Source organism: Actinoallomurus sp. CA-150999 (genome assembly GCF_050942425.1).
Classification (GTDB): domain Bacteria; phylum Actinomycetota; class Actinomycetes; order Streptosporangiales; family Streptosporangiaceae; genus Actinoallomurus.
This window is the reverse complement of record NZ_CP192063.1, coordinates 4,889,915-4,914,306: the sequence shown is the minus strand read 5'-3', so window position 1 is coordinate 4,914,306 and position 24,392 is coordinate 4,889,915. Positions and strand designations below refer to the sequence as shown.

The 24,392-nt window shown below is 72.3% G+C and carries 24 protein-coding genes; 10 read left to right on the top strand and 14 right to left on the bottom strand.

What is annotated here, in order from left to right:
* Nucleotides 1-129: 129 nt before the first annotated feature.
* Nucleotides 130-756, bottom strand: coding sequence for an FMN-dependent NADH-azoreductase (locus ACQP2O_RS22955; RefSeq protein ID WP_433188671.1), 627 nt, complete (start codon nucleotides 754-756; stop codon nucleotides 130-132).
* A 94-nt stretch (nucleotides 757-850) separates the two neighbouring features.
* Here ACQP2O_RS22955 and fdhD point away from each other — a divergent pair, with 94 nt between their 5' ends.
* Entirely contained in the window at nucleotides 851-1,660 is an 810-nt protein-coding gene (gene fdhD / locus ACQP2O_RS22950; protein ID WP_433188668.1) for a formate dehydrogenase accessory sulfurtransferase FdhD, read from the top strand.
* Between the two features lie 154 nt (nucleotides 1,661-1,814).
* Nucleotides 1,815-2,780, top strand: a complete 966-nt coding sequence (locus ACQP2O_RS22945) for an alpha/beta fold hydrolase (RefSeq protein WP_433188665.1) — start codon at nucleotides 1,815-1,817, stop codon at nucleotides 2,778-2,780.
* An 83-nt stretch (nucleotides 2,781-2,863) separates the two neighbouring features.
* Here ACQP2O_RS22945 and ACQP2O_RS22940 read toward each other — a convergent pair whose 3' ends face one another.
* Both ACQP2O_RS22940 and ACQP2O_RS22935 read right to left on the bottom strand, forming a co-directional pair.
* The gene (locus tag ACQP2O_RS22940; RefSeq protein ID WP_433188662.1) at nucleotides 2,864-3,010 is read right to left on the bottom strand and encodes a hypothetical protein; all 147 of its coding nucleotides are present in this window, start codon (nucleotides 3,008-3,010) and stop codon (nucleotides 2,864-2,866) included.
* An 88-nt stretch (nucleotides 3,011-3,098) separates the two neighbouring features.
* Nucleotides 3,099-4,517 carry a PLP-dependent aminotransferase family protein gene (locus tag ACQP2O_RS22935; protein WP_433188659.1) on the bottom strand — a complete coding sequence of 473 codons (1,419 nt, stop codon included), beginning with the start codon at nucleotides 4,515-4,517 and terminating at the stop codon, nucleotides 3,099-3,101.
* 143 nt (nucleotides 4,518-4,660) lie between these two features.
* Here ACQP2O_RS22935 and ACQP2O_RS22930 point away from each other — a divergent pair, with 143 nt between their 5' ends.
* From ACQP2O_RS22930 to ACQP2O_RS22915, 4 genes are all read left to right on the top strand, one after another.
* On the top strand, nucleotides 4,661-5,290 hold the full coding sequence (locus ACQP2O_RS22930) for a YczE/YyaS/YitT family protein (protein WP_433188657.1): 630 nt from the start codon (nucleotides 4,661-4,663) through the stop codon (nucleotides 5,288-5,290).
* A 242-nt stretch (nucleotides 5,291-5,532) separates the two neighbouring features.
* Entirely contained in the window at nucleotides 5,533-7,380 is a 1,848-nt protein-coding gene (locus ACQP2O_RS22925; RefSeq protein ID WP_433188654.1) for a glycoside hydrolase family 15 protein, read from the top strand.
* A 20-nt stretch (nucleotides 7,381-7,400) separates the two neighbouring features.
* The gene (locus tag ACQP2O_RS22920; protein ID WP_433188651.1) at nucleotides 7,401-7,949 is read left to right on the top strand and encodes a flavoprotein; all 549 of its coding nucleotides are present in this window, start codon (nucleotides 7,401-7,403) and stop codon (nucleotides 7,947-7,949) included.
* A 165-nt stretch (nucleotides 7,950-8,114) separates the two neighbouring features.
* A complete protein-coding gene (locus ACQP2O_RS22915; protein ID WP_433188648.1) occupies nucleotides 8,115-9,101 on the top strand; it encodes an MBL fold metallo-hydrolase in 987 nt (328 codons plus the stop codon).
* A gap of 33 nt (nucleotides 9,102-9,134) precedes the next feature.
* On the opposite strand, the gene ACQP2O_RS22910 is transcribed toward ACQP2O_RS22915, so the two are convergent.
* From ACQP2O_RS22910 to ACQP2O_RS22895, 4 genes are all read right to left on the bottom strand, one after another.
* Nucleotides 9,135-10,649, bottom strand: coding sequence for a beta-N-acetylhexosaminidase (locus ACQP2O_RS22910; RefSeq protein ID WP_433188645.1), 1,515 nt, complete (start codon nucleotides 10,647-10,649; stop codon nucleotides 9,135-9,137).
* A 78-nt stretch (nucleotides 10,650-10,727) separates the two neighbouring features.
* Nucleotides 10,728-11,591, bottom strand: a complete 864-nt coding sequence (locus ACQP2O_RS22905; protein ID WP_433188642.1) for a hypothetical protein — start codon at nucleotides 11,589-11,591, stop codon at nucleotides 10,728-10,730.
* Nucleotides 11,588-12,547, bottom strand: coding sequence for a S66 peptidase family protein (locus ACQP2O_RS22900; protein WP_433188640.1), 960 nt, complete (start codon nucleotides 12,545-12,547; stop codon nucleotides 11,588-11,590). Before ACQP2O_RS22900 ends, ACQP2O_RS22905 begins: the two co-directional genes overlap by 4 nt.
* A gap of 221 nt (nucleotides 12,548-12,768) precedes the next feature.
* Nucleotides 12,769-13,329: a MarR family winged helix-turn-helix transcriptional regulator gene (locus tag ACQP2O_RS22895; protein ID WP_433188637.1), complete on the bottom strand. Its 561-nt coding sequence runs from the start codon at nucleotides 13,327-13,329 to the stop codon at nucleotides 12,769-12,771.
* A 49-nt stretch (nucleotides 13,330-13,378) separates the two neighbouring features.
* On the opposite strand from ACQP2O_RS22895, the gene ACQP2O_RS22890 reads away from it, so the two are divergent.
* The 4 genes from ACQP2O_RS22890 to ACQP2O_RS22875 all read left to right on the top strand — a co-directional run bounded on the left by ACQP2O_RS22890 (nucleotide 13,379) and on the right by ACQP2O_RS22875 (nucleotide 17,269).
* Complete coding sequence (locus ACQP2O_RS22890; protein WP_433188634.1) at nucleotides 13,379-14,104, top strand: SDR family NAD(P)-dependent oxidoreductase; 726 nt, start codon at nucleotides 13,379-13,381, stop codon at nucleotides 14,102-14,104.
* A 36-nt stretch (nucleotides 14,105-14,140) separates the two neighbouring features.
* On the top strand, nucleotides 14,141-14,896 hold the full coding sequence (locus tag ACQP2O_RS22885; protein WP_433188631.1) for an SDR family NAD(P)-dependent oxidoreductase: 756 nt from the start codon (nucleotides 14,141-14,143) through the stop codon (nucleotides 14,894-14,896).
* A 176-nt stretch (nucleotides 14,897-15,072) separates the two neighbouring features.
* Nucleotides 15,073-16,176, top strand: coding sequence for a glycoside hydrolase family 3 N-terminal domain-containing protein (locus tag ACQP2O_RS22880; RefSeq protein WP_433188628.1), 1,104 nt, complete (start codon nucleotides 15,073-15,075; stop codon nucleotides 16,174-16,176).
* Between the two features lie 181 nt (nucleotides 16,177-16,357).
* Nucleotides 16,358-17,269, top strand: a complete 912-nt coding sequence (locus tag ACQP2O_RS22875) for a sulfotransferase family protein (protein ID WP_433188625.1) — start codon at nucleotides 16,358-16,360, stop codon at nucleotides 17,267-17,269.
* Between the two features lie 372 nt (nucleotides 17,270-17,641).
* Here the strand turns inward: ACQP2O_RS22875 and ACQP2O_RS22870 are convergent, their stop codons facing one another.
* From ACQP2O_RS22870 to ACQP2O_RS22840, 7 genes are all read right to left on the bottom strand, one after another.
* On the bottom strand, nucleotides 17,642-18,031 hold the full coding sequence (locus ACQP2O_RS22870; RefSeq protein WP_433188622.1) for a hypothetical protein: 390 nt from the start codon (nucleotides 18,029-18,031) through the stop codon (nucleotides 17,642-17,644).
* A gap of 22 nt (nucleotides 18,032-18,053) precedes the next feature.
* Nucleotides 18,054-18,608, bottom strand: coding sequence for a hypothetical protein (locus tag ACQP2O_RS22865; protein WP_433188619.1), 555 nt, complete (start codon nucleotides 18,606-18,608; stop codon nucleotides 18,054-18,056).
* Between the two features lie 54 nt (nucleotides 18,609-18,662).
* The gene (locus ACQP2O_RS22860) at nucleotides 18,663-18,908 is read right to left on the bottom strand and encodes a hypothetical protein (protein WP_433188616.1); all 246 of its coding nucleotides are present in this window, start codon (nucleotides 18,906-18,908) and stop codon (nucleotides 18,663-18,665) included.
* 405 nt (nucleotides 18,909-19,313) lie between these two features.
* Entirely contained in the window at nucleotides 19,314-21,230 is a 1,917-nt protein-coding gene (locus tag ACQP2O_RS22855; RefSeq protein ID WP_433191126.1) for an ABC transporter ATP-binding protein, read from the bottom strand.
* A 242-nt stretch (nucleotides 21,231-21,472) separates the two neighbouring features.
* Entirely contained in the window at nucleotides 21,473-22,267 is a 795-nt protein-coding gene (locus ACQP2O_RS22850; protein ID WP_433191124.1) for an aldo/keto reductase, read from the bottom strand.
* 145 nt (nucleotides 22,268-22,412) lie between these two features.
* A complete protein-coding gene (gene bioB / locus ACQP2O_RS22845) occupies nucleotides 22,413-23,471 on the bottom strand; it encodes a biotin synthase BioB (protein ID WP_433188613.1) in 1,059 nt (352 codons plus the stop codon).
* 102 nt (nucleotides 23,472-23,573) lie between these two features.
* The gene (locus tag ACQP2O_RS22840; RefSeq protein WP_433188610.1) at nucleotides 23,574-24,335 is read right to left on the bottom strand and encodes an enoyl-CoA hydratase/isomerase family protein; all 762 of its coding nucleotides are present in this window, start codon (nucleotides 24,333-24,335) and stop codon (nucleotides 23,574-23,576) included.
* Between the last annotated feature and the right edge of the window lie 57 nt (nucleotides 24,336-24,392).

The following is a 24,392-nucleotide window of genomic DNA, read 5'->3' as shown; positions in this document are numbered from 1 at the left end:
CTCCCGGTAGATCTCCTCCTCGCCCGCCCCTTTCCCCGTTCGCGGCTGTTGAAGCATGTTTCTCCCCGGAACCGCGAAGGGCCCGCCGGAGGTCCGGCGGGCCCTGCCGTTCAGTCCGGTTCGGTGCGCTCAGAAGGCCTTGCCGAGGTCGCGGGCGCGGGCGAGCGCCGTGCGGCGGCCGGCGTCCGCGTCGGCGGTGACGAGGTTCGGCCGGAACTCCACGGCCTCGACGTCCGTGATCCCCGCCCAGCGCAGCCAGTCCTCGAAGAAGGGCCGCTGGAAGTCGTTGCCGAAGGCGGGGCCGCGCCCCTCGCCGTAGACGGCGCCGGTGTAGACGACGGCCGCCTTCTTGCCGCGCAGCAGGCCCGTGTAGCCCTGCTCCGGATCGAACGCGAAGACCATGCCGGGCTGGGACACGACGTCGATGAACTGCTTGAGGATGTACGGCACTCCGGCGTTCCACATCGGGACGCTGAAGAGGTACCGGTCGTAGGAATCGAACCGCTCGAAGGTCTCCCGCGCCGCCTGCCAGGCGTCCGCCTGCTCGCCGACCGGCTCCTCGCCCGCGAACACCGCCATCTTCGCGGCGGCGGCGGGCGACCCGAACGCCGGCAGGGTGCCGTCCCACAGGTCGAAGGTGTCGACGACGCGCCCCGGTGCGGCCTCCCGGTAGGCGTCCAGGAAGGCGCGCGCGAGGGTCAGCGACGCGGATCGGTCACCGCGCGGCGACGCGGAGATGTGCAGCAGACGACTCATCGGTTCATCCTCTCAATCGGACCACAGTCCGGTTATCCGTGGCCTCGGAGATTACCGGACTGTGGTCCGATTCTTCAAGCGGTACCGTCGGATCATGGGCCGAGTGACCGTGCGACGGCGGATCGCGCACATCGACGAACGAGGACGCCGAGCGATGCCCGACACGCTCGTCGTCGAGGAACCCCTCGAGATCCGCCTGGCGGGACGTCCGCTGTCGGTCACCATGCGGACACCGGGGAACGACTTCGACCTGATCACCGGGTTCCTGTACGCCGAAGGCGTCATCCGCGCGGCCTCCGACGTCGCCGCGATGCGCTACTGCGCCGACACCGACACCTTCAACGTCGTCGACGTCACCCTCGCCGAGGAGGTACGCCCGCCGGAGGTCTCGGTGGAGCGCTCCTTCTACACGACCAGCGCGTGCGGGGTGTGCGGGAAGACCAGCATCGACGCGATCCGGCAGCGGGCGACGTACGACGTCCGGTCCGACGCGACCGTGCTCGACCCGGAGGTCCTGGTCTCCCTGCCGCAGACACTGCGCGAGGCGCAGCGGGTGTTCGAGCGGACCGGTGGGCTGCACGCCGCCGGGCTGTTCGACGCGACCGGCGCGCTCCTCGCCCTCCGTGAGGACGTCGGGCGGCACAACGCCGTCGACAAGGTGATCGGGTGGGCGCTGAAGGACGGCCGCCTGCCGCTGGCCGGCCACGTGCTCCTGGTCAGCGGCCGCGCGTCGTTCGAACTCACCCAGAAGGCCCTGCTGGCCGGGATACCGGCGCTGGCGGCCGTGTCCGCGCCGTCCTCACTCGCCGCCGAGCTGGCGGAGGAGTCCGGGATGACACTCGTCGGCTTCCTCCGCGGGCAGTCCATGAACGTCTACTCGGGGGCCGAGCGCCTCAAGGACTGACCGCGGCGAGCGAGGCTGGGTGGGCCCCCGACAGGGGGCTGGAGACCGGCAGACGGCCGGTGAGGAACGATCCGGTCGCGGAACGAGCGCGGCGAGCGTGGAAGTGGGCACGCGGCGAGTGCGGTGGTGAGCGCGCGGCCGTACGGTGGACCCCATGCCCGACGACACGCGAACGCGCCGGATCCGCGGCGACGGCGTCGACCTGGCGGTGTACGAGCGCGGCTCCGGGCCGACGGTGCTGCTCGTGCACGGCTACCCGGACACCCACGCCGTCTGGGACGGGGTCGCCGCGCGGCTGGCGGGCCGGCCCCGACCAACCGACCCCGACCGACCTCCCGGCCGACCCCGACCAACCGACCCCGACCGGTCTCCCGGCCGGTTCCACGTCGTGGCGTACGACGTGCGGGGCGCGGGAGCGTCGTCCCGCCCGTCGGGTCGGGAGGCGTACGGGTTCGGTCATCTCCTGGCGGACATGAGGGCCGTGCTCGACGCCGTCTCCCCCGACGCGCCCGTGCATCTCGCCGCCCATGACTGGGGCTCGATCCAGTCGTGGGAGGCCGTCCGTGCGACGCCGGAGCGGTTCGCCTCGTTCACGTCCATCTCCGGGCCCTGCCTCGACCACGCGTCGCACTGGTTCCGGTCCCGCCTGCGACGGCCCTCCGGCGTGCCGGCCGCCGCGCGGCAGCTGCTGCACTCCTGGTACATGGCGGCCTTCCAGGTGCCGGTGGTGCCCGAACTGGTCTGGCGACACTGGCTGGCCGGCCGCTGGAGCCGGCGCCTGGAACGGGCCGAAGGCATCCCGGCCGGCGACGGTCACCCCGCCCCGACGCTGCTCCAGGACGCCGTCGCGGGCCTGAACCTGTACCGGGCCAACATGCTCGGCCTGAGCCGCAGCGCGCGCCGGACCGGCGTCTCGCCGCACGTGACCGTGCCGACGCAGGTCATCGTGCCCACCGAGGACGCCTACGCGACCCCCGCGCTGGCCGCCGAGGCCCCTCGCCCCTTCACCGAGCACCTGCGCGTACGGCCGGTCCCGATGTCGCATTGGGGGCTCCTCGCCCAGCCGGAGGAGATCGCGCGGCTCATCGCCGACCACATCGATCACACCGCCGCCCCCTGACCGCACCACGGCGGCCCGGCGAGGCGACGCCGGGCCGTGGCGTCAAGCGCGCGGCAGGCGTCTCATGAGCCGCAGCGAGAGCGTCATGAACTGCGCACCGCGGCCCGCTCCTCACCGGTCGCCGCCACCATTCCCAGGAGCTCCGCCACGAGGTTCGGGCCCAGCATGGGACCGTCGCGACGTGCCGCCGCCGGCGCGGCGCCGTCGCGCTCGGCGGCCGCGCGGGTCACGAGGCGACCCCGGCTGGGGCCAGCGCCGCCTGCATCGCCGCTCCGTCGACGTAGGAGTGCTTCTCCTTCACCGCGCGACCGAAACCCCCTAGACGAACGCGGGGCGAGGCGGCTGCGCGCCGGCGGGCTCGCGACAGGCCGCGGCGAGCCGGGAGACGGCGTCTCGCAGCACCTCTGGCGGGAGCACGTACGGCACGCGCACGTGGTCGTCGAGGACGCCGTCCACGCCGAAGGCCGTCCCCGGCACGACGTGCAGGCCGTACCGGGCCGCGGTCGCCGCCAGCGCCGTGCTCGACGTCCCCGGCAGCCGTACCCACAGCGACAGGCCGCCCGGCGGGACGGTGAACTCCCAGTCCGGGCACTCGCGGCGCAGGGCGTCGACGAGGGCCGCGCGCCGTTCGCGCAGCATGGCACGCCGCTCGCCGGCCACCGCGTCCATGCGGCCGAGCAGCCCGGCGACGATCAGCTGCTCCAGCACCGGACTGGCAAGATCGACCGACTCCCGGGCCTCGACCAGCCTGCGGACGAGCGCCTGGGTCGCCCGGATCCACCCGATCCGCAGGCCGCCCCACAACACCTTCGACGCCGACCCGATGCTGATCACACGCCCGTCGGTGTCGTGGGCGGCGAGTGGGCGCGGCCGCGCGACATCGTCCACGGCCAGCTCGGTGAAGGTCTCGTCGGTGATGACGTACGCTCCGGTGGCCCGCGCGGCCGCCACCACCGCGGCACGGACGTCGTCGTCCATGAGCAGGCCGGTGGGGTTCTGGAAGTCGGGGATGAGGTACGCCAGCCGGGCGGCGGACTGCCGCAGTCCGCTCGTGATGAGCTCGGGGTCCCAGCCGGCGTTGACGCCCGCCGGCACGAGGCGCGCCCCCGCGCGGCGCAGCGCGTCGAGGGCGTGCGGGTAGGTCGGTGACTCGACGAGCACCGGATCGCCGGGGCGTACGAACGCCTGGACGACGAGGCACAGTGCGTGCTGCGCGCCGGTCGTCACCAGGATCTGCTCCGGCAGGGTGGGCACGCCGCGGGCGGTGTAGCGCGCGGCGATGGCCTCGCGCAGCGTCCACAGTCCGAGCGGTTCGTAGCCGGGCCCGCGGGTGTAGCACGGGAGCTCGGCCACGGCGGCGGCGACATCGTCCTCGAACCCGCGCGGCGCGGGCGGTGCGACGCAGGCCAGGTCGATGAGCGTCCGGTCCTCGGCGAGGCCGTGACGCGCCGCCCCGGGGCTGCCGGCGGGCAGCGCCGTCCAGCTGCCCGCGCCCTGGCGGCTCTCCACGTATCCCTCGGCGCGCAGCGCGTCGTACGCGGAGGTCACCGTCGTCCGGCTCAGCCCCAGGGCGGCCGCGAGGTCGCGTTCGGCGGGCAACCGCGTTCGCAGCGGGAGCCGGCCGTCGAGGACGAGACCCCGGAGGCTCCGCGCCAGTGCGGCGTACAGGGGCCGGCCCTCCGGCGTACCGCCGAGAAGCCGGGCAAGGCCGGTGGCATTGATCGTCCGAGACGCCATATGGCCACTTTTCCTGATTGGCCCTTAATCGGCAAGCCACTTCCATGAGGGAATGGGACATCCCGGACGGGCGTCCGCGGATCACCAAGGATCCGCAGGCAGACTCGCCCAACGCTCAGAGGAGACCAGTGATCGTCCGCCGATTGGCCCAGCTGTATGTCGGATTGGCCCTCTACGGCCTCGGCATCGCCCTCCAGGTGGCCTCACGGCTCGGCAACGACCCGTGGGACACCCTCCACCAAGGGCTCGCCCGCCAGACCGGGCTGTCGATCGGCACGTGGATCATCATCGCCGGTGTGGCCGTGATGGCCCTGTGGATCCCGCTCCGCCAGCGGCCCGGGATCGGCACGATCAGCAACGCCATCCTCGTCGGCCTGTTCGCCGACCTCTTCCTGTGGGCGCTCCCCCATCCCGGCACCCTCGCCCTCCGCTGGGGCTACCTCGTCACCGCGATCATCGTCGGCGGGTTCGCGACCGGGTGCTACATCGGGGCGGGGCTGGGTCCGGGGCCGCGCGACGGCCTGACCACCGGCCTGGCCGCGCGCGGGCACTCGATCCGCGTCGTCCGGACCGGCATCGAACTGACGGTGCTCGCCGTCGGCTGGGTGCTGGGCGGCACCGTCGGCATCGGCACGCTCGTCTACGCGGTGACCATCGGCCCGCTCACGCACGTCTTCATCCCGATGCTGCAGATCAAGCGGGCGTCGAAGCGAGACGACGCGCCCCGGCGCCCGGCCGTGCCCGTCCCGGCCGAGGGCGGGAACGCACCCTGAAGAAGTACTTCGGGACGTCGTGGTCGGCGACGCCGTAGAAGTGGGTGAGCACCAGCCCGTACGTGAAGAAGATCGCGTTGTAGAGGAACGACCGGCTGATCATCAGCACCGCGCCGAGCAGCGACCGCGAAGGGTCATCTCCTCGGTCCACGCACCGTTGCGAGGGACAGAGGAGACGTAACCGCCCGATTCACCGGTAAACAACACACGGAACGGGCAGGTTTGACGGTTGCGCGACCGCGATGGAGCGCTACGGTACGACGGGGATCCGCTACAAAGAGGGGGCTGGGGTGCCCGGACGTATCGAGGACTACGCGCTCATCGGCGACCTGTTCAGCTGCGCGCTCGTCGGGCGGGACGGCTCGATCGACTGGATGTGCCTGCCGCGCTTCGACTCCCCCGCCTGCTTCGCCGGCCTGCTCGGAACGCCCGACAACGGCCGGTGGCAGATCGCCCCGGTCTCCGGCGGCCAGGCGACGCGCCGCCGCTACCGCGGCGACACCCTGATCCTGGAGACCGAGTGGGACACCCCGGACGGCACCGTCCGGGTGATCGACTTCATGCCGGAGCGCGGCGACGCGGCCGACGTCGTCCGCATCATCGAGGGCGTGTCGGGCCGGGTCCCCATGCGCCTCGATCTGCGGCTCCGGTTCGACTACGGGCGGGTCATCCCCTGGATGCGCCGCACCGGCGACCACCTCACCGGCATCGCCGGTCCCGGCTCCGTCTGGCTGCGCAGCCCCATCGAGCTGGAGGGCCGCGACTTCGCGCACCGCGCGACGTTCGTGGTCTGCGAGGGCGACTCGCTGCCGTTCGTGTGCACGTGGCACCCCTCGCACCTGCCCGCCCCGCGCGACGTCGACCCGTACGAGGCCCTCGAGGGCACCGAGCGGTTCTGGACCGACTGGGCACAGCAGTGCACGTACGACGGCCAGTACCGTGACGCGGTCGTACGCTCCCTGGCCACCCTCAAGGCGCTCACCTTCGAGCCCACCGGCGGGATCATCGCCGCCGCCACGACCTCGCTGCCGGAGGCCATCGGCGGGGTGCGCAACTGGGACTACCGCTTCTGCTGGCTGCGCGACGCGACGATGACCCTCGAGGCGCTGCTGCGCAGCGGCTACCGCGACGAGGCGAAGGCCTGGCGGTCCTGGCTGATGCGCGCCGTGGCCGGCGAGCCTCAGGATCTGCAGATCATGTACGGCGTGGCCGGGGAGCGCCGGCTGGAGGAGTACGAGCTGCCATGGCTGCCCGGGTACGAGGACTCCCGGCCCGTCCGTGTCGGCAACTCCGCGTCCAAGCAACTGCAGCTCGACGTCTTCGGTGAGGTCGCCGACTCGCTGTTCCTCGCCCTGAACAGCGGCATCCAGCCCGAACGGCACGCCTGGTCGCTGCAGCGCGCACTGACGGGCTTCCTGGAGGAGCACTGGGGCGACCCGGACGAGGGCCTGTGGGAGGTCCGCGGACCGCGGCGGCAGTTCGTCCACTCGAAGGTCATGACGTGGGTCGCGGTCGACCGCGCCGTCCGCATGATCGAGACCTTCGACCGCCAGGGCCCGCTGGACAAGTGGCGGGCGCTGCGCGACGAGATCCACCGCGAGGTGTGCGCCAAGGGGTTCGACACCGACCGCGGCACCTTCACCCAGTCGTACGGGTCGCAGGAGCTGGACGCCGCCCTGCTGCTCATCCCCCGGGTCGGCTTCCTGCCTCCCGACGACCCGCGCGTCGTCGGCACGGTCGAGGCGATCCAGCGCGAGCTCACCGTCGACGGCTTCGTCGAGCGGTACCAGACCGGCGAGCAGGAGCACGGCGTCGACGGCCTGCCGGGACGCGAGGGCGCGTTCCTCGCCTGCAGCTTCTGGCTGGCCGGCGCGCTGCAGCAGATCGGCCGGGTCGACGAGGCCCGCGAGCTCTTCGAGCGGCTGCTCGACCTGCGCAACGACGTCGGCCTGCTGGCGGAGGAGTACGACCCGCGCCTGCGCCGTCAGGTCGGCAACTTCCCGCAGGCGTTCAGCCACGTGCCCCTCGTGCTCACCGCCTACGACCTCGACGGCCACGACGGCCTCCGCCGCCCACGCGCCGCGACCTGAGCCACGGTTGAATCACCGGCATGAGCGAACAGTCACGCGGCGTCCTCTACCTCATCGCCTGCGCATCCCCGCGAGCCCGCCGCATCGCGGAGTTGGTGGGACTTCTTCAGGCCGACGGCTGGGACGTCTGCGTCATCTCCACGCCGCAGGCCCGGAAGTTCATCGACACCGATGCGCTCGCCGCGCAGACCGGTCACCCTGTCCGTCACGACTACAAGCACCCCGACGAGCCTGACGTGCTGCCCGCCGCCGATGCCATGGCGGTCTGTCCGGCGACCTTCAACACGCTGAACAAATGGGCGCTGGGAATCAGCGACACGCTGGCGCTGGGGCTCCTCACCGAGGCGATCGGCCTCGGCCTGCCGCTCGTGGCCGCACCGGCTCTGAACAGCGCGCAAGCCGGGCATCCGGCGTTCGACCAGAGCCTCGCCGTCCTGCGCGCCGCCGGGGTGAACGTCCTGTACGGCCCGGGCGTCTATGAGCCGTCGCCCCCTGGGAGCGGAGGCGGAGACTACCCCTGGGACCTGGTGATCGACGCTCTCAAGGACCGGACCTACTCGACGGGATGACCGTGCCGCATCCCGAGGGCGCGGTGGCGGCCGGACCGCCCTCGCCCGGCGGCGGGCCGCACGAAAATCGCTGTGTCCGCGGTAGATCGGCCGCTACGATCGCGGACACTTGATCACGGCGGTGGGGACGCGCCGCCCACGACCGTTCCTGGAAAGGCGCTCCCGATGACGCGGATTCCGGCACAACGGCCCGGCCACCCCGAGCTGCTGGAACGGGCGCATCCTTTCCGGCAGTGGAAGACCTGGCGGATTCCCGGGACCGAGCTGACCCTCAGCGGCTACTCCCGCGCGAACGACAAGACCTTCTTTCACATCCCCGAGCTACGGTGCAGCCTCGACGCGGGGCTGTGCGAAGGGCGGCAGGTCGACACGGTCTTCCTGACGCACACCCACCACGACCATTCCAAGGACCTCGACTACCTCGCTTCCAAGGACTCGGGCACGGACATCTACCTGCCGGCCGAGGCGATGCCGTACGTGGAGTCCTACCTGCGCGCTTCCGCCGAGCTGAACCACGGAGCGGGGTTCGACCCGGCCCTGGCGGGCGGCTACCGCCTGCACGGCGTGCGGCAGGACGACGAGTTCGTCTTCGGGCGCCGCGGACACCGCGTGCGGGTGGTGGAATGCGAGCACAAGGTGCCGTGCGTGGGATACGCCTTCTCGGAGCGGCGCAAGGCGCTGCGGCCGGAGTTCGAGGAGCTGCGGCGGTCGCTGGCGCGAGAAGGCCGGGGCGGGGAATTCGGCCGGATCATGGCGCGGAACCGCGCGGAGGGCGTCGAGGTCGACGAGGAGGTCCACCGGCCGCTGTTCGCCTTCCTCGGTGACACGCACGTGAACGTGTTCGAGCGGAATCCATGGCTCTTCGAGTACCCGGTCGTCATCACCGAGTGCACCTTCATCGACGATGCCGAGATGGATCGTGCGAATCGGGTCGGGCACACGGTGTGGAGCCGGCTCCGGCCCGTGGTCGAGGCTCACCCGGAGACCTTGTTCGTCCTGACCCACTTCAGTCTGCGCTACTCGGACCGGGAGATCCTCGCGTTCTTCCGGCGGGAGTGGGAGGAGGCGACGGACTCACGGCCGGACAACGTCGTGCTGTGGGCGCACCCGGAGAGCCGCCTGCCCGAGCAGCACCAGCACAGCGCATCCTGAGCCGCCGCGCCCGTGCGGGTCACGGCAAGCGGGTCAGTCCGCCATCCGCCAGGTCTTCCGGGGCTTGCCGTGCATCCGTCCGGGGATGCCGGGGCGTCGCTGCCACGGGTGGGGTCCGGTGGGCGGGCGGTAACCGACGCCCAGTGCGTCCAGGCGGGCGTAGTGCGCGTCGTTCATCCGGCGCTCGAAGCCGGCGAAGTCGCGTTCATCCGGGCCTGGCAGGTCCGACCAGGCCACTTCGGCGAACGCGGCGAGCCGGGGGAACGCCTGGTAGTCCACCCGGCCGCGGTCCTCGGCGACTTCGGTCCACAGGTTGGCCTGGGTGCCGATGACGTTCGCCGCGTGCGGTGTGCCGGTCAGCCGGGGTGGTATCGGCTCGAACCGGTAGACGTCCTCGAGCGTGTGCACCCACCCGACGGGCACGGGCTCGTCGGCACCGTGGGCCTGGGCGTGGTCGAGGTAGACCTCCTGTTGAGGACACATCACCACGCTGTGGCCGGCCTCCGCGGCGGCGATCCCGCCCCTGTACCACCGCCAGCACATGACGGCGGCGCCCTCCGCCAGGCCGCCCTCCAGTATCTCGTCCCAGCCGATGAGACGCCGTCCACGCGCGGCGAGCCAGCGGCCGAAGTGTCGGATCATCCAGGACTGAAGCTCGTCCTCGTCCTTGAGCCCCAACTCACGGATGCGCGCCTGGGCCGTGGGCGACTTGCGCCACTGGTCCTTGCGGCACTCGTCACCGCCGATATGGACGAACCGGCCGGGGAAGATCTCCAGCACCTCCTCCAGGACATCCTCGTAGAAACGCAGCACGGCGTCGGTAGGGGCCAGCACGTTGGGATTGATGCCCCAGTCGGTCAGCACCTCCAGCGCGGCGGTGTCGATGACGTCGGCGTTCCCCAGTTCGGGATAGGCGGCGATGGCCGCCTGCGAATGACCCGGCAGGTCGATCTCCGGGAGGACCGTGACGTGCCGCTCCGCCGCGTACGCGACGATCTCCCGCAGATCGTCCTGCGTGTAGAAGCCGCCGTGCGGTCGCTCGTCCCAGAGCACCGGCTCGCCCCAGCCCCTGCGGGTCCGCCGCCGCCAGGCGCCGATCTCGGTCAGTCGGGGGTGTCGTTCGATCTCGACGCGCCACCCCTGGTCGTCGGTGAGATGGAGGTGCAGCACGTTCAGCTTGTGGGCGGCCAGCAGGTCGACATAGCGGAGCACGTCCTCCTTGGGCAGGAAGTGTCGCGCGACGTCGAGCATGAAGCCCCGCCAGGCGAAACGCGGCGCGTCGTCGATCGTCACGTACGGCACCGTGACCGGTTCCCGCGCGATGGGGGCGCGGCGAAAGGCGTCCGGGCCCAGCAGCTGCCGCAAGGTCTGACGGCCCCAGAAGACGCCGGCCTCATCACCGCCCACGATCTCGGCGCCGTCGGCCGACACGGTCAGCCGGTACGCCTCCGGCGCGAGCGACGAATCCACTTCGGTACGCACATTCCCGTTGAACGGCCCAGAGCCTCCCAGCCACTCGAGCCGGCGGGGGGCGGGTATCAAGCTCACCTCAGTCGCCACACGCCCAGTCTCATCGCAGAACGACTCACCCGCCAGGCCCGTACTCGGTCTCTGTCGTCAGTACGCCTAGGGAAGGCTGTCGAGGAATTGGAGGAAGTCGGCGGGCAGGACGAGGCGGCCCCCGACGTTGCGGGTCTCCAGCAGGGTCAGGCTGCCGTTGCGGCTCCAGAACAGCTCGGGGGTGAGCGAGCCGGGCCCCTCGTCGTAGGCGTTGCGCGCGAAGGCGTGCAGCCGCTCGGCGGTGACCAGCGCGGTGTTCTTACGGATCGCGCAGGCGGCGATCGCGCTCCGGGTCGGCGCGACGGCGAGCGCGCCGTACGGCCCCGGATCGAGGTAGGCGTCCAGCCAGAGCAGGTGCGTCGCGGCGTAGAACGTCTGCCCTTCCAGCACGCGGATGCCGGTGTCGTCGATGACGTCGCACTCCAGGGGGCCGTCCGCGCGCACGCCGTCGCGGCCGACGGCGAACAGCTCATCGGCCGTCACCGGCCAGGTCAGGGCGTCGTCGGTGACGATGGTGCGGACGGTCGTGGGAGTGTCGGCGACGATCGCCTCGATGAGCCCGGGCGCGAACGGCCGGCAGATGAGGCGGCCGGTGCGGGCCTCGGCCGGATAGACGCGGGCCCGCAGCAGGCCCCGGACCAGCGGGAAGTCGCGCAGGTCGAGCGGCTCCTCGATGGCGGTGATGATGGTGCCGACGTGGTCGGCGACCAGTGCGGGCCAGTCGTCGCGGGGCACCTGCCGGGCCAGCTGCCGCAGGTTGCGCATGCCGATGTGCAGGCGCTGCGGGCCGTCGAGGAGCATGGCGTCGTTCTGGACGGGACGGCAGCCGTAGCCGTGGCTCTCGGCCACGAGCACGACGAGCGAGTCGAGGGCCCGGTCATCGCCGCCGGCCGGGGCGGGCCGGTGGTCGCGGCGTTCGAAGGTCGTCATGGTGTCTCCCCCGCGAAGGCGCCCGGAGGTCCGGTCCGCCGCCCCCGGGCGTCCGGCACGCCCGGGTGGAGTACGAGCGCGTCCGCGTCGAGCAGGACGGGAACGCCCAGCCGGATGGTGAGCTGCCGAGGGCCGTGCCCGACCGGCACGCCCGTGAGGATCGGGACGCCGAGCGGACCGAGGCGGTCGGCGAACACCGCGTCGAGGTCGCCGCAGCCGGTCCAGGTGCCGAGGACGACGCCGGCGACGCCGTCGAACCAGCCCGCCTGGCGAAGCTGCGTGAGCATGCGGTCGACGCGGTAGGGCGCCTCATGGACGTCTTCGAGGAACGCGACGCGCCCGGTCGCCGACTCCGGAGCGTACGGCGTGCCGACGAGGGAGGTCAGGAGGGCGAGGTTGCCCCCGGTCAGGACGCCGGTGGCGCGGCCTCCGCGCAGCGCGTGCGTGCCGTGCACGGACGCTCCCCGGTCGAAGAGGCCGGCGCGCAGGTGGGCGACCGCCTCCGGTTCGGCGTCGGCGATTATCAGTGAGGCGACCATGGGCCCGAAGGAGGTGGCCACCCCGAGCCGCCGCCCGAAGGCCACGTGCAGGGCCGTGATGTCGCTGGATCCGTGCAGGAGTTTGGGGGTCGCGCGGCGGAGCGCGGTCCAGTCGAGGTGGTCGAGGACCCGCGTCGCGCCGTAGCCGCCGCGGGCGCACAGGACGGCGGCGACCCGCGGGTCGCACCAGGCCTCCTGCAGGTCGGCCGCGCGGTCGGCGTCGGCGCCGGCGAGGTAGGCCAGGCCGGGAGCGGTGTCGAGGACGTGCGGGCCGATGGTGACCTCGAGACCGAGGTCGCGCAGCACCGCCACACCGCGCTCAAGGCGGTCAGGATCCACCGGACCGCTGGGGGCGACGACGGCGACTCGATCCCCGGCATGGAGGGACGATGGCTGACCGCCCCCGGGGTCGCGCATCCGCCCCTCCTTGTTATGTGCTGCGTCAGAGCATGACACCAAAAACCCCCGCAGCGGAAGAGGTCAGGTGTCGCGCGCCGGAGCCCTCGGCGGCAGCCCACCTCTGACAGCAGGCGGTCAGAACCTCCCCGATCGGCTCGCTGATCATGCGGCGGGCAAAGTGATCATACGGCGTCCGCCACCCCTGGACGATCGCGGCCCGTCTCATCTCCGGCCGCCGGTCAGTCCTCCGGCGGCCCGATCCGGGAGTCGGCGGGTCCGCGTTCGAGCAGGCCGTCGAGGAGCTTGCGCAGCAGTTCGGTGAGCCGGTCGCGTTCGGCCGGGCTGAGGTGGCCGATCAGGTCGTCCTCGTAGGAGAGCAGCCGCTCGACGCTGCCCTCGATCAGCGCGTGCCCGGTGTCGGTGAGCTCGACGTGGAGCGTACGGCCGCCGGGGCTGCGGACGGCGCGGACGGCCCCGGCGGCCTCCGCGCGCGCCACCCGCTGGCTGATCGCGCCGGCGGTGACGAGGCACTGGTCCTTCAGCCGGGCGGGCGTCATGGCGTACGGGGGGCCGGCGCGCCGCAGGGTGGACAGCAGGTCGAGGGTCGCGCTGTCGATCCCGAGCCGGGTGAGGGTGCGGCGTCGCTCGTCACCGAGGATCTTCGCCGCCCGCCACACCCGGGTGATCACTCCGATCGACTCCACGGGGACGCCAGGCAGCTCCCGCAGCCAGGCGTGCTGGATCTCGTCGACGGCGTCGGGCTCGCGGACGGAAGGATCGGGTTTGCGTTCAGCCTGCACGGCGCCTAGCGTAGCCGACGTTGTTTAGCCCTAAACAAGGAGGCTTGTGATGACACGGACGGCCGTGGTGACCGGCGGTGGCACCGGCATCGGCCGGGCGATCGCGGAGACGCTGATCGAGCAGGGCCTGGACGTGACGATCACCGGGCGCCGTAAGGAGGTGCTGGAGGAGACCGCCGCCGCGATCGGGGCGCGTGCGGTGGCGTTCGATGCGGCGGACCCGGCCGCGGTCGAAGGAGCGCTCGCCGAGTTGCCCGACCGGGTCGACGTGCTGGTCAACAACGCGGGCGGCAACGCCGAGCGCCGCCTTCCGCCGATCGGCGACGGCGACCTGGCGGGGCTGCGCGAGCGGTGGCTGGCGCAGTACGACCAGAACGTCATCAGCGCGGTGCTCGTGACGACGGCGTTGACGCCCCGCCTCGCCGACGACGGCCGGGTCATCCTGTTCGGGTCCATCGCCGGCGCGCGCGGCAGCGGCGCGTACGGCGCGGCCAAGGCGGCGGTGCACAACCTGGCCGCCGACCTCGGGGCCCGGCTCGGCCCCCGGGGCATCACCGTGAACACCGTGGCACCCGGACTGGTGGAGGACACCGAGTTCTTCGGCGGGACGCTGACCCAGGAGCGGCGCGAGTGGCTGAACTCCCAGACGTTCAACGGCCGGGCGGGCACGCCGGGCGAGGTCGCGGCGACGGTGGCCTTCCTGGCGTCCCCGTCGGCCGGGCACATCACCGGCCAGGTGATCCACGTCAACGGCGGATCGCTCCTGGGCCGCTGACCGCACGGTCCACGGGCCGTGCTGCATGATCGGGGGATGCGATTCTCTGGACGCGTGGTCGCGGTGACCGGTGCCGGCACGGGGATCGGGCGGGCGATCGCCCGGAGGTTCGGCGCGGAGGGCGCCGAGGTCCTCGTCGCCGACCTGGACGCCGCGAGCGCCGAGCGCACCGCCCATGAGATCCCCGGCGCCCGGGCGGTCACCGTCGACGTCACCGACCGCGCGAGCGTCCGGGCCGCCCTGACCGGCACGCCCGTGGACGTCCTCGTCAACAACGCCGGCGGCGCGACCGACGCCGCGTTCGAGACGCTGTCCGAGGATGCCTGGGACCGGGACGTCGACCTGTGCCTGAAGGGGACCTTCCTGTGCACACAGGCCGTACTGCCCGCGATGCTCCAGCGGGGCGGCGGCGCGATCGTCAACGTCGCCTCGGTCAACGGCCTCGTCCACGTCGGCAACGAGGCCTACAGCGCGGCCAAGGCCGGGATCCTCAGCCTCACCCGCAGCGTCGCGGTCCGCTACGGCCCGCAGGGGATCCGCTGCAACGCCGTCGCGCCCGGCACGATCCGCACCGGCACGTGGGACGACCGCGAACGGCGCAGCCCGGGCGTCCTCGACCGGGTCGCGGGCTGGTATCCCCTCCGCCGGGTGGGCACCCCGGACGACGTCGCCGCCGCCGTGGCCTTCCTGGCCTCGGACGACGCCGCCTGGATCAGCGGGACGACACTGCCCGTGGACGGCGGCCTGCTGGCGGGCAACCAGCGCATGACCGACGACATCATGGGCGGCTGACCCGCTCCGCGGTCCGGAGACGGCCGCGGCGGGGGCCGTGCCACCGGCCCCCGGGTCGCGGTCCGGACAGGGCGCTGTTCCACAATCGGAGGAGGAGTCCGAATCCGGCCGCCCGCCGAGGCGGGCCTCAGGAGCGGGAGGAGGCGCGCCCCGCACCACCGGGGCGCCTGACGGCCATGACGCATCGACCGATCAGCCGACGGGACGCGATCCGCGCAGGGGCCGGGCTCACCGCCGTGGCCCTCGGGCCGGCGCGCGCGGCCGCCGCGAACGCGCCGACGCCGGAGCAGCAGGCCGGGCGGCGGGTGATCTTCTCCTACTCCGGATCCGCCGTGCCGCAGCCCCTGCTCGATCAGATCCGGGCCGGCACCGTGGGAGGCGTGATCTTCTTCGCCGACAACGTCACGGGTCTGGATCAGATCGCCTCGGAGATCCGGAGGCTGGAGGCCGCCGCGCGGCGGGCCGGGCCGGCGCAGGCCCCCCTGCTGCTCATGACCGACCAGGAGGGCGGCCGGATACGACGCCTGCCGGGCGGCCCCGTCATGTCGCAGAAGGAGATCGGCGCGGCGTCCGACCCCCTCGCGTCCGCGGGCCGGGCGGGCGAGACCGCCGGACGGCTGCTCGCGGGCGTCGGGATGAACGTCAACCTCGCTCCCGTGCTGGACGTCCATCGCGTCGAAGGCGACTTCGCCGACCGGCTCGGGCGCTCGTACAGCACGGATCCGGCCGTGTGCGGTCGGCTGGGCGCCGCCTTCGTCACGGCGCAGCAACAGGCCGGGGTCGCGGCGACCGTCAAGCACTTCCCCGGGCTCGGCGCGGCCGGGGCCGGGGAGAACACCGACCTGAGACCCGTCACGCTCGACGTCTCCCGCGCCGACCTGCAGCGCGTCGACCAGCCACCGTACGCTACGGCGATCACGGCCGGCGTCGAGCTCGTCATGCCGTCGTGGGCCGTTTATCCGGCGCTCGACCGGGCTCGGCCCGCCGGCCTGTCCCCGGTCGTCCTCCGTGAGCTGCGCGACCGGTTCGGATTCCGGGGCGTAACGGTGAGCGACGCCATCAACGCCGGCGCGCTGACGGCGTTCGGCACGTACGCGCAGCGGGCGGTGACCGCCGCACAGGCCGGGATCGACCTCATCCTGGTGTGCTCCCAGCGGGTCGCGGACGGGCAGGCGGTCGTCGCCGGCCTGGCCGGCGCTCTGCGGAACGGCCGGCTCGACCGGGGCGACTTCGACGCCGCCGGGGCGCGGGTCGCGGCCCTGCGTCGCGCCCTCGGCTGAGCCCGGCGATGCGTTCCGCGTTTGATCGAACGTGCCTGCGGCAAAATCCGGGTTTCGGGCACTACGATCCGGTGTGTCCATCAACCGGTCGTGGGCACGGCCGACGCATCCGGAGAGAGGCCCCCATGAGTGGCGATCAGGGCGATGGCGACCTGACCGGGATGGCAGACTTATGGACCCCATGCGCACGACGCCCTCCCACATCCTCGTGGTCAACGGCACCAAGGTCCGACGCCCGGTCTTCCTCCTGGGCGCCCCCCACTCGGGCACGGACCTGCTGGCGCGTGCCCTGCGGCGCACCGCCGCGTTCCACGTGACGATGGGACGGCCCGGTGTGGTCCGCACGGTGTACGCCTTCGCCCGGCGTCCCTCGATCGCCAGTGAACGGGGACAGGGCGCGGCGCGCGTGCTGCGCGACGCGTACGCGCACAGCTGGCAGGTCACCCGGGAGGGCTGCGGAGAGTGCCCGGCGGAGTGCCGGGAGCTGGGCCGGATCGGGGCCGACGGCACGTGCGGGGATCCGCGCGGCGTCCAGCGGTTCGGCGACGCCACCCCCGACCTGATCTACAGCACGGACGTGCTGCTGGACGCCTTCCCCGACGCGCAGCTGATCCAGGTGATCCGGGACGGCCGCGACGCCGTCGCCGGGATGCTCACCGACGAGCGCTGCCTGGCGTGGTTCCGGCCCGGGTTCGCCAACCTCGACGAGGTGTTCCCGAACCCGTTCCTCGGCGTCGAGGACGTGACCGAGCGCCTCCGCTGGCCGCGTGCCGGAGTCGCCGTCAAGTGCGCGCTGCGCTGGCGGGGATCGATCCGGCTCAGCGCCCGGCTCCGGGCCCAGACGCCGGAGGAGCAGCTGCTCACGGTCCGCTACGAGGAGCTCGTGGCACGGCCGCGGGACGTCATCTCGGCCGTGTCCGACTACCTCGACCAGCGGATCTCCCGCACCGCGCTGTACGGCGTCCACGACGGAGGTGTCGGCCGGTGGCAGGAGGAGCTGACGCCCAAGCAGATCACCCAGGTCGAGAAGGTCGCCGGGATGGAGCTCACCCGCCTGGGCTACCGGCTCACCGACCGGTCATCGACGTCGTGACCCGCGCTCGTTCGGCATAGCGCCAGCCGATCGCGAGCCCGGCCGCGCCGCATCCGACGACGAGTGCGGTGATCCGCCGCACTCCGCGCCTGTTGTTCTTCAACATCGCACTCAACTCCGCAGTGACGATTCGCCGCCTGATCTCAGACTCACCAGAACGCGCGACGGCGGCGTTGCCATGAGAATGCGCTCAGGTGAAACCGTTCCAAAGGGCTGAGCATGAGCCGTGCGTGCTCGGCCGGACGCTCCGAACGGCGTTGAGCGTCCTGGTTCCCGCGTCCTCTCCGCGCCCGGTCGGTGCGACTCGCGGTCGTGATGCCGGGGCGTGGGTCCGCACGCCCTGGGGCGACTGGCCGGTGGAACCCCGGGCGGTCAGTCGTCTGAGCCGTCGTCCGGGCCGTTGTCGCGCACGACGGTGTCGCCCGACCGGTCGACGTCCTGCCCGGACCGCTGGACACAGTGCACCGCGGCGCCGCGATCCGATCGGTGGGAGGAGGCGCAGCCGTTCTCGGGTTGCGTCGGCGGACGCGGTCGGAGCGGGACCGGCGTGACCTCGCGGGCCACCCTCTCCCTGATCGCCCGTCCCGTCCAGGCGTCCCCGTCCCCGCGGTGGGCCGGCCCACGTTCGTGGTGGACGCGGAAGGCCCTCATCGTCCGGTGATGGGAGAGGTCCGCGTCCGGCGGCCCGGTCTCCTGGTGGCAGCCGGCCACCGCCAGCGCGGCTCCGAACGCCGCGCCCGCCACGGCGAGCGAACGTCTCATCCTCTCCCCCGATTCGCGTCCCTCAGGGACTGAAGTAGTGCTGCATCCGCGTGACCCGCCCCTGGGCGTCGAACCAGAGCTCGAACATGTGCGAGCGGTCCAGCAGCGGGTGAAGCCGCTCCTGAAGTTTCAAGAGCAGCGTGTGGAACTGTTGCGGGCTCAGCCGGACCCCGCGCACCCAGTCGGTGACGCCCTCGTTCGCGATCGGGGCCGACGCCCGGATCGCGGCACCGGAGGCCAGCCGGAGCCGGACGTACGGCCCCACGTTCGCCGGGTAGACCGTCTCCGGCCCTCCGGGCTGCACCTTGCGGGCCGGGGCGAACAGCACCATGTCCGTGGTGGGACCCGCCTCGACCAGGCCGAACACGCGGGACCGGTTCGCGTACGCCGGCCCGGGAGCTGCGGTCTCCGTGCCGGACTCCGTGCCGGACTCCGCGCTGGGAGACGCCGACGGCGCGCCGGGCGCCGGCGGGTCGGCCCCTTCCGTCCGCGCGCCGGTCAGCAGCAGACCGCTCACGCAGGCGCTCGCCGCGACGACGGTTACCCACAGTGCCCGTGCGTTATACGCAGCGCTCACGCGGTGGATCTACCCTCCCCGCCACCGCTTACTCCTGGGAATCACGGCACGCGGTCAGCGGTCGTGGCCGTCGGGCTGGACGGCCGTCTCCGGCTCCTGCCCCCGCTCGGCGGACCTCGTCGGCTCCGGTCGCGGCCTCCGGGGTGCGTGCTCCCGCGCCTGATCCTTCCCAGCGCTCCGGCCAGGGCGTTCGAGCTCCTCGGCGACGACGCGGCCGACTTGCCGCATCAGCTCGCTGATCGGCCAGAGCTCGACCGGCGGCGGGATATGGGTACGGGCGCGGTCATCCGGCATCACCATGACCGTTCCCTTCGCTCGCGGACGGGTGCTCGATGAGATCGTCTACCCGCGATCGGCCGTTGTACGCCCGGCGGCCCCACTCCTCCGCCGACGCGACCGACCCCGGCGCGCCTGACCTGGGCACCTCCGCTCCTCCGTCGGCGCAACCGACTCCCCGCGGCCCGTCCCCCGCCGACGCGCCCGACTCCAGCGCCCGCCGGCGCGGCCGACCCGGGCACCTCCGCTCCCCCACCGACGCAACCGACTCCTGACGGCCCGTCCCCCGCCGACGCGCCCGACTCCAGCGCCCGCCGGCGCGGCCGACCCGGGCACCTCCGCTCCCCCACCGACGCAACCGACTCCTGACGGCCCCTCCCTCGCCGACGCGCTCGACTCCGGGCGGCGCCGGCCCGGGCGTACGGTCGGTCAGTGCACCGCGTCGGGGAGGCTCTGCCGGGCGAACTGCGTGTCGTACAGCTCGCTGTACAGGCCACCCTCGTCGAGCAGTTCCTCGTGCCGGCCCCGTTCGGCGACGCGGCCGTCCTCGATCACGAGGATCTGGTCGGCCTCGCGGATCGTCGACAGCCGGTGCGCGATGACGATCGACGTACGGCCCGCGAGCGCCGTGCTCAGGGCCCGCTGCACGGCCGCCTCGGACTCGGAGTCCAGGTGGGCCGTCGCCTCGTCGAGCACCACGACGGACGGGGCCTTCAGCAGCAGCCGGGCGATGGCCAGGCGCTGCTTCTCGCCGCCGGAGAGCCGGTAGCCCCGATCGCCGACGACGGTGTCGAGGCCGTCGGGCATGCTCGCGACGAGGTTCCAGATCTGCGCGGCCCGGAGGGCCTCGGCCAGCTGCTCGTCGGTGGCGCCGGGCCGGGCGTACTCGAGGTTCGCGCGGATCGTGTCGTGGAACAGGTGCGCGTCCTGGGTGACCACGCCGATGGTGCCGCGCAGCGACTCCAGGGTCACGTCCCGCAGGTCCTGGCCGCCGATCCGTACGGCGCCGTCCGAGACGTCGTACAGCCGGGACACGAGCTGGGTGATCGTCGTCTTCCCGGCCCCTGAGGGCCCCACCAGAGCGGTCATCGTTCCGGGTTCGACGCGGAAGGTCACCCCGTGCAGCACCTCGCGGGCCGGCGCGGTGTCGGCCCGGGCGATCGACTCCAGCGAGGCGAGGGAGACCTCGGAGGCCGCGGGGTAGCTGAAGACCACGTCGTCGAACTCGATCGCCGGGGCGGCGTCGCCACCGTCGTCGGCCGACTCGGGGTCGTCGTTCGCGGTGAGCGGGTCCGCGTCCGGCTTCTCATCGATCATGGGCTTGAGGTCGAGCACCTCGAAGACGCGGTCGAAGCTGACCAGGGCGGTCATCACGTCGACCTGGACGTTCGACAGCGCGGTCAGCGGGCCGTACAGCCGGGTGAGGAGCGCCGCCAGGGCGACCAGCGTGCCGAGCTGGAACCCGCCGTTCACGACGAGCGTGCCGCCCACGCCGTACACCATGGCGGTGGCGAGCGAGGCCACCAGCGTCAGCGCGGTGAAGAAGACCCGTCCGTACATCGCGGAGGTGATGCCGATGTCGCGCACCCGCCGCGCCCGGTCGGCGAACCCCGCCGACTCCTCCTCCGGGCGGCCGTACAGCTTGGCGAGCATCGCGCCGGCGACGTTGAACCGCTCGGTCATCAGCGAGCTCATCTCCGCGTCCAGCTGCATCTGCTCCCGGCTGATCTTCTGCAGCCGCCGCCCCACCCACTTGGCGGGGAAGATGAAGATCGGCGTCAGCACCAGCGCGATCAACGTGACCTGCCAGGACAGCAGGAACATCGTGCCGAGCACCAGCAGCAGGCTGATCACGTTGGAGACGACCGACGACAGGGTCGTGGTGAGGGCGCGCTGGGCGCCGATGACGTCGCTGTTGAGCCGGCTGACCAGCGACCCCGTCTGCGCCCGCATGAAGAAGGCGACCGGCATGCGCTGGACGTGGTCGAAGACCTCGGTGCGCAGGTCGTAGATGAGACCCTCGCCGATGCGCGCGGAGTACCAGCGCTGGGCGAGCCCGATCAGCGCCTCGATCAGGGCCAGGCCGCCGACCGCGATGGCGAGGCCGAGGACGACGCCGCTCTTGTGCGGCACGATGCCCTTGTCGATGATCGACTTGAGCAGCAGCGGATTGGCCACGACGATCACCGCGGCGACGGCGTTCAGGGCCAGGAACAGGATGAGCTCGCGGATGTAGGGGCGGGCGTAACCGGCGATGCGCCGGACCGTCCCGGCCTTCAACCGCTCCTTGACGACGGATTTGTCACGGCGAAACGACGCCATCATCATCCAGCCGTTGTCCGGCATGCCCACGGCGACCCTCCCGTTGGGTTCAGCACGTAATCATGTAAGCGTCCGCGACAACGTACCGGACCGGCGGTTGATTCCCACCCTCCAGAACGCCGATCGCGGCCCTCACGAACAGCCTGCGCCATTCGCGAGGGCCGCGCCATCGGCCATGCGCCGGAGAAGGACTTAGGCCGAGGACCTACGACGCCCGGACGGGGCTCGTGTCCACGATCGCGCCTCCGTCGGGCCGCCGAAGCCGGTCACGCGCCGAGGTTGAAGGTGTCCGGGTCCGGTCCGGTGCGCTCGTCGCGGTTCAGGCGGGCGATGGCGGCCAGGTCGTCGTCGCTCAGGTCGAAGTCGAAGACCTCGATGTTCTCGCGGATACGGGACGGCGTGACCGACTTGGGGATCACCACGTTGCCGATCTGGACGTGCCAGCGCAGGACGATCTGCGCGGGGGTCCTGCCGTGCTCGGCCGCCAGCCGGGCGATGGTGTCGTCCTTGAGCAGCGTGCCGCCCTGGGCGAGGGGGCTCCAGGCCTCCGTCGCGATGTCGTGCTCGGCGTGGAACGCCCGCAGCTCCTCCTGCTGGAGGTACGGATGCAGCTCGATCTGGTTGACGGCGGGCACGACGTCCGTCTCCTCGAAGAGCCGCCGCAGGTGCGGGATCTGGAAGTTCGAGACGCCGATCGCCCTGGCGCGGCCCTCGTTGTGCACCTTCTCGAGCGCCTTCCAGGTCTCGACGTAGGCGTCCTTGGCCGGAAGGGGCCAGTGGATCAGGTAGAGGTCGACGTAGTCGAGGCCGAGCTTGTCCAGGCTCAGGTCGAAGGCCCGCAGCGCGCGGTCGTACCCCTGGTCGCCGTTCCACAGCTTCGTGGTCACGAACAGTTCGTCGCGGGGCACCTCGGGCGGGGCGATCGCCTTGCCGACGCCCGCCTCGTTCTCGTACGCCGCGGCGGTGTCGATGCTGCGGTAGCCCGCCTCGATGGCGGTGCGGACCGCAGAGACGGCCTCCTCATCGGGGACCTGCCAGACCCCGAACCCCAGCTGCGGCATCGCGGCACCGGTGTTCAGGGTCACGGTCGGGACGGTGGTCACGAGGAAGAGTCCTTCCCTAGTCGTCATGTGCTCGCCCCACGGTAGGCCCCCGGCCGGAACGCGCCTCCGGCCGGGGCCGGTTCAGCCCCTGGGGGGCGGACCATCACGTATTGCCCTCTTTGTCGGTCCCTATCCCGCGGTCGCGGACGGCGACGAGGTCGTGCCGGGCCTCCGGGCCCTTCCCCTCGTCGGCGCCCTCGACGACGAACCCCGCGTCGGCGATCATCCGCAGATCGTCGTCGCCGGCCTGCCCCTCGCTGGTGAGGTAGTCGCCCAGGAAGATCGAGTTGACCACGTGCAGCGCGAGGGGCTGCAGGCTCCGCAGGTGGATCTCCCGCCCGCCGGCGAGCCGCACCTCGACGTCCGGGAAGACGAGCCGGAACAGCGCGAGGATGCGCAGACAGCGCAGCGGCGTCAGCTCCCAGGTGCGGGCCAGGGGCGTGCCCTCGAACGGGATGAGGAAGTTCACCGGCACCGAGTCCGGGTTCAGCTCGCGCAGCGCGAAGGCGACGTCGATGACGTCCTCGTCGCTCTCTCCCATGCCGAAGATCGCTCCGGAGCACGGGGACAGCCCGGCCGCCGCCGCCTCGTTGACCGTGTCGACCCGGTCCTGGAAGCCGTGGGTCGTGCAGATGTCGCCGTAGCGCTCGGCGCTGGTGTTGAGGTTGTGGTTGTAGGCGAACGCCCCGGCCTCGCGCAGTTGCTCGGCCTGGCCCGGCTTGAGCAGGCCGAGGCACACGCAGACCTCGACGTCGCGGGAGGCGATCTCCCGGACGGCGTCGCCGACCCGGTCGATGTCCCGCTGGGCCGGTCCGCGGCCGCTGGCCACCAGGCACACCCGGCGAGCGCCGCGCGCGACGGCCTTGTCGGCCGCGCGGACCATCTCCTCGGTGTCCTGCCAGGAGTACTTGAGGATGTCGGCGTCGGACCCCTTGCGCTGGGAGCAGTAGAAGCAGTCTTCCGGGCACAGGCCGCTCTTCATGTTGACCAGGTAGTTCAGCTTCACCCGGTCGCCGAAGAACTCCCGCCGTACGCGCGCGACCGCCGTGACGAGTTCGAGCGTGCCCGCGTCGGAGACGCCGAGCACCGCACGGGCCTCGTCGCGGGTCGGCGCCTCCCGGCGCATCGCCTTGGCCACGATCGGATCCACGAGATCGTCCATGGGGCGAGTCTGCCGTGTCGCGCTCGAGGCGTGGAACAGCCACCGGCACAACAGGGCGGACCGTGGCTTGTAGACGCGGTCTACTTGACGCCGGCGCGCGATTCAGCCGCCGAGGAGGGGCACCTGCTCGCGGCGCTCGGCCGCCGCCTGCTCCTCGAGGGTGTTGTGCGGGGCCTGCCGCAGGAGACGCTTGGTCGCGGCCGCCGTCTCCGGCTTAACCTGGAGGATCGCCGCGACGAGGTCGGCGACCGCGGAGTCGAGCTCGGCGGCGGGCACGACCAGCTCGGCCAGGCCGAGGCGGGCGGCCTCGTCGGCGAAGATCGTACGGGTCGTCAGGCAGATCTCCAGGGCCCGGGGCACGCCGACGATGTCGACGAGCGGCTTGGTGCCGGTGAGGTCCGGGACGATGCCGAGCGCGGGCTCCTTCATCGCGAACTTCACGTCGTCGGCGACCACGCGCAGGTCGCACGCTAGCGCGAGCTGGAAGCCGCCGCCGATGGCGTGCCCGTGAACGGCGGCGACGGAGACGATGTCGGGGCGGCGCAGCCAGAGGTAGCCGGCCTGCAGGCCGGCGATGAACTCCTCGTCGCGAGGGCCTGCGGTGTCCTCTCCGGGAACGCCCTCCGGGCTGAACAGGCGCAGGTCGATCCCTGCCGAGAACGACGGTCCGTCGCCGCGTACGACGACGACGCGCACACCGTCGGGCAGCGTCTCGCCGATCCGGGCGAGCGTCCGCCACGTGCTGAAGGTCAGAGCGTTGCGCCGCTCGGGCCGGGCCAGAGTGATCGTCGCCACGGCGTCGTCGACGTCGAGGCGCAGACCGGCTCGTTCGAGCTCGGCGGTGGTGAGCGGTGAATCCGCCATGACGCTCCTTCTGGCGTGTGCGTCGTGGCGGAGGGCCCGCCACCGTGCCCGACCCTA

Excerpts from the sequence above, each read along its gene's own strand:
- ACQP2O_RS22945 (WP_433188665.1), top strand. The coding sequence starts at position 1,815 with ATGCCCGACGACACGCGAACGCGCCGGATCCGCGGCGACGGCGTCGAC.
- ACQP2O_RS22850 (WP_433191124.1), bottom strand. The coding sequence starts at position 22,267 with ATGCCGCAGCTGGGGTTCGGGGTCTGGCAGGTCCCCGATGAGGAGGCC.
- ACQP2O_RS22915 (WP_433188648.1), top strand. The coding sequence starts at position 8,115 with ATGACGCGGATTCCGGCACAACGGCCCGGCCACCCCGAGCTGCTGGAA.
- ACQP2O_RS22905 (WP_433188642.1), bottom strand. The coding sequence starts at position 11,591 with ATGACGACCTTCGAACGCCGCGACCACCGGCCCGCCCCGGCCGGCGGC.
- ACQP2O_RS22925 (WP_433188654.1), top strand. The coding sequence starts at position 5,533 with ATGGAGCGCTACGGTACGACGGGGATCCGCTACAAAGAGGGGGCTGGG.
- ACQP2O_RS22855 (WP_433191126.1), bottom strand. The coding sequence starts at position 21,230 with ATGCCGGACAACGGCTGGATGATGATGGCGTCGTTTCGCCGTGACAAA.
- ACQP2O_RS22870 (WP_433188622.1), bottom strand. The coding sequence starts at position 18,031 with ATGAGACGTTCGCTCGCCGTGGCGGGCGCGGCGTTCGGAGCCGCGCTG.
- ACQP2O_RS22875 (WP_433188625.1), top strand. The coding sequence starts at position 16,358 with ATGCGCACGACGCCCTCCCACATCCTCGTGGTCAACGGCACCAAGGTC.
- ACQP2O_RS22900 (WP_433188640.1), bottom strand. The coding sequence starts at position 12,547 with ATGCGCGACCCCGGGGGCGGTCAGCCATCGTCCCTCCATGCCGGGGAT.
- ACQP2O_RS22880 (WP_433188628.1), top strand. The coding sequence starts at position 15,073 with ATGACGCATCGACCGATCAGCCGACGGGACGCGATCCGCGCAGGGGCC.
- fdhD (WP_433188668.1), top strand. The coding sequence starts at position 851 with ATGGGCCGAGTGACCGTGCGACGGCGGATCGCGCACATCGACGAACGA.
- ACQP2O_RS22885 (WP_433188631.1), top strand. The coding sequence starts at position 14,141 with ATGCGATTCTCTGGACGCGTGGTCGCGGTGACCGGTGCCGGCACGGGG.
- ACQP2O_RS22935 (WP_433188659.1), bottom strand. The coding sequence starts at position 4,517 with ATGGCGTCTCGGACGATCAATGCCACCGGCCTTGCCCGGCTTCTCGGC.
- ACQP2O_RS22920 (WP_433188651.1), top strand. The coding sequence starts at position 7,401 with ATGAGCGAACAGTCACGCGGCGTCCTCTACCTCATCGCCTGCGCATCC.
- ACQP2O_RS22890 (WP_433188634.1), top strand. The coding sequence starts at position 13,379 with ATGACACGGACGGCCGTGGTGACCGGCGGTGGCACCGGCATCGGCCGG.
- ACQP2O_RS22955 (WP_433188671.1), bottom strand. The coding sequence starts at position 756 with ATGAGTCGTCTGCTGCACATCTCCGCGTCGCCGCGCGGTGACCGATCC.
- ACQP2O_RS22840 (WP_433188610.1), bottom strand. The coding sequence starts at position 24,335 with ATGGCGGATTCACCGCTCACCACCGCCGAGCTCGAACGAGCCGGTCTG.
- bioB (WP_433188613.1), bottom strand. The coding sequence starts at position 23,471 with ATGGACGATCTCGTGGATCCGATCGTGGCCAAGGCGATGCGCCGGGAG.
- ACQP2O_RS22860 (WP_433188616.1), bottom strand. The coding sequence starts at position 18,908 with ATGGTGATGCCGGATGACCGCGCCCGTACCCATATCCCGCCGCCGGTC.